The 1999-nt window shown below is 61.4% G+C and carries 2 protein-coding genes and 1 pseudogene; 2 read left to right on the top strand and 1 reads right to left on the bottom strand.

The window, feature by feature from the left end; genetic code table 11:
- Positions 1–665: pseudogene (locus B3187_RS16280) on the top strand (hypothetical protein); the annotation flags it as partial.
- A gap of 9 nt (positions 666–674) precedes the next feature.
- Here the strand turns inward: B3187_RS16280 and B3187_RS16275 are convergent.
- Positions 675–1532 carry an SDR family oxidoreductase gene (locus B3187_RS16275; protein ID WP_286807513.1) on the bottom strand — a complete coding sequence of 286 codons (858 nt, stop codon included), beginning with the start codon at positions 1530–1532 and terminating at the stop codon, positions 675–677.
- A gap of 76 nt (positions 1533–1608) precedes the next feature.
- Here B3187_RS16275 and B3187_RS16270 point away from each other — a divergent pair.
- The coding region (locus B3187_RS16270) for a LysR family transcriptional regulator (RefSeq protein ID WP_286807512.1) at positions 1609–1999 on the top strand (391 nt) is incomplete at its 3' end.

The raw sequence follows: 1999 nt of genomic DNA, 5'->3' as shown, positions 1-1999 counted from the left end.
GTCGTCCTTTTGCTTGGCGTGCCGTGCTTCGGGATGCGGTGCTGCGGGGGGCGGTTTTTCTGGCGCTGTTTGCAGCGTTCATCGGTTTTGTGCTGATCAACGGTGGTGTGGCGATCGGGGACAGTGGCAGCCACCCAATGATGCGCTTCAACCTCAGCAACCTCTATGGCTTTCTGTTCTGTGCCTGGTTGCTGTTTCTGCCCTTGTGCCTTCAGCAGCTGCCCCGCATTGTCCGCCTGTTGCGGCGCCCCTGGGTATGGGGGCTGCTGCTGGTGGCGTTCGCGCTTTATATGAGCTTCTATTCGAACGATCACGGTTATAACCGTACCCACTACACCTTCTTTGTGCACAACGGCTGGCTGCATCTGCTGGAGGAGTATCTGTGGCTGCGTGGGCTGCTTTTTGTGCCCATGGCCTGGATGGCGCTGACGCTGGCGGTCATGCCCTACCCGGATCGGCGCTGCTACTGGTTGTTGCTCATTGCGCCTCTGGCCGTGGTGGCGCACCCGATGGTGGACCCGCGCTACTATTTGCCGGCTTATCTGCTGATCAATCTGTGGCGACCCGCGCTGCCACAGGGAGTGGAGCTCGCGACGCTCGCCGGATACATTCCCCTGGCGGCGTTTATCATGTATGGCACGGTAACCGGGCTATTTTTCCTGTAATCCAGTGGCCTACCTGAGCAACGCCTCATATCCTTCGCGGTAGCTTGGATACCGGAATTCGTAGCCGCTGGCTCTGAGCTTACGATTGTTGCAGCGCTTGCCGAGGCCGCCGTCATCCGGAGCAAAGCGCGCCTGATCCACTTTCATCTGCATGGCCAGCCAGTTGACCACCTCCGCCATGGGGGCGGGCTCGTCGTCGCTCGCCAGATACAGTGATTCTATGGGGCGTCCCTGGCGATGGCGTTCAATCAGGTGCGCCATCACCCCGGCGCAATCATCGGCGTGGATGCGGTTGGTGTAGCGGCCGCTCAGGGTGGCTCGGCCCTGGCGCACCAGCGTCTGCATGCGGTCCCGGCCGGGGCCGTAAATACCGCTGAAGCGCACAACGCAGTGCTCGAAACCGCTCCGGGCAATAATCTGTTCCGCTTCCAGCAGACGCTCGCCGCTGGCGCGGCTTGGCTGGGTTGGGCTTTGCTCATCCACCCACTCACCGTCGCTCTGGCCATAGACACCGGTGCTGGACACATACAGAATCAGTCGGGGCTCGGCTCCGGTGGCGTTCAGCCCGGCCATCAGATGCTCGCAGGTTTGCACATAGGCCCGGCGGTAGCCTTCATCGCCGCGCTCCGAGGGGGTCATGGTCACCACAATCACGTCAAAGCCCTCGGCCAGAACCTGCTCAAGTGCGACCGCATCGGCGGTATCCACCGCCCGGTAATGGAGGCTCTCGGTGTCGGCGGGCGGCTGGCGGCGCAGACCGGTGACCCGGTACCCCAGGGGCGCCATGCGCTCCGCCAGGCGACGGCCCAGATCGCCGCAACCGACAATCAATAGTTTCTGGCTATTTACCTTTGCGTCTTCGATCATAACAGGGCAAACTTGTGGTCAGATTATCGGAGTGCCGGGCGGTTCCGCCGGGCGTCAGAGCTACTACGGGATCAGCATGACCTTAACAGAACTGCGCTATATCGTAACCCTCGCTCAGGAACAGCATTTCGGTCGCGCGGCCGAGCGCTGTTTTGTCAGTCAGCCGACCCTCAGCATCGCGGTCAAGAAACTGGAGGAAGAACTGGGGGTTGCCCTGTTCGAGCGGTCCAAGTCCCGGGTCCAGGCCACACCTCTGGGGGAGAAGATCGTCGCCCAGGCCAATCTGGTGCTGGAGCAGACCGCCGCCATCAAGGATATCGCCAACGCCGGCAAGGACCAACTGAGCAGCCCCCTGCATGTGGGGGCCATATTTACCATCGGTCCCTACCTGTTGCCGCACTTTATCCCTGAACTGCAGAAGATTGCCAGCAAAATGCCGCTGTACGTGGAAGAGGGTTACACCGCGA

The organism is Marinimicrobium sp. UBA4209 (assembly GCF_002381585.1).
GTDB classification, from domain to species: domain Bacteria; phylum Pseudomonadota; class Gammaproteobacteria; order Pseudomonadales; family Cellvibrionaceae; genus Marinimicrobium; species Marinimicrobium koreense.
The sequence above is the reverse complement of the archived record's forward strand: the minus strand, read 5'-3'. Positions and strand labels throughout refer to the sequence as shown.